The sequence below is a fragment of the Psychrobacter sp. 1U2 genome (genome assembly GCF_051847575.1).
The window spans coordinates 1-919 of record NZ_JBPYDC010000651.1 but is presented as its reverse complement, the minus strand read 5'-3'; the positions used below and the strand labels follow the sequence as shown (position 1 = coordinate 919).

General features: G+C 46.0%; 1 protein-coding gene. It reads right to left on the bottom strand.

Going from position 1 to position 919, the window contains the following annotated elements; translation table 11 throughout:
- Positions 1–23: 23 nt before the first annotated feature.
- A partial coding sequence (gene tssG, locus ACS8FD_RS17870; RefSeq protein ID WP_439276837.1) for a type VI secretion system baseplate subunit TssG occupies positions 24–919 on the bottom strand: 896 nt, incomplete at its 5' end.

Below are 919 nucleotides of genomic sequence, written 5' to 3'. Positions count from 1 at the left end.
ACCCTTTTACTGTGCTATAACTTTCATTGAATAGGTAACGCATAACGGGTGTCGTCGTGATGCTGAGTAGCAGGCTGCGATATTAAAAAACCACCGCGCCCCAAACCACCAAAACCCTCTGCAGATAACGACAAAGGCTTAATATATTGTTTGTCCAGCTCTAGCTGCATTTCGACCGCCAAACACACACCGCACCATTTACGAATAAAATCAATGATGACTCGATACATATCGCCTGCAGGCAATAACCTGAGATAGCGCTTAGCATCCAATTGATGAAATACTATCCTAATCTTACTGTCGAACTGCACGGCACGCGCGCCGCAAAATGCTGACACACCAAGCGCTGCATACTGTCCACCAAGCGCTGTCTGCTCGGTAGCTGGTAGATCAAACCACTCAGGAACGAACTGCTGAACACTGACTGTGCTATCCAAAAAATGTGACAATACATGTGCTAATTGATCGGCAGTCAGACGCCCTGGGGCAATCATGCCAGCATAGGCAATCAAGCTGTCTATTGCCGTCAATTTCTTGGGCTGACGCGCAAGCGCTCGCAGGCTTAAAAGGTAGCTGTCCTTTTTATCGTTTAATTCATACTGCAACGGCAAATTATAAAACCAGCTCGCTTGAACATATAAATCCGTCAGACGATGGTTAAACAAGTCTAAAAACGCAGGTGCCGCTTTATCTTTTGCATGATGCACTCGCGATGCTAGCTGATCGGTATACATCGCTGGTAAGACAGACATTGGGCCAGTCAGTCCGATGACCGCTGGGCACAACTCTAATTGCCTAACCTTTACTTGACTGGTCTTTATTTGACTGGCATCTATTTGATTAGCATTGTCGTCCATATTGTCTTGTGCGATTAGTGACATCGACTCAATCTCAGCTTGTGGATACGCCAAAGACAATG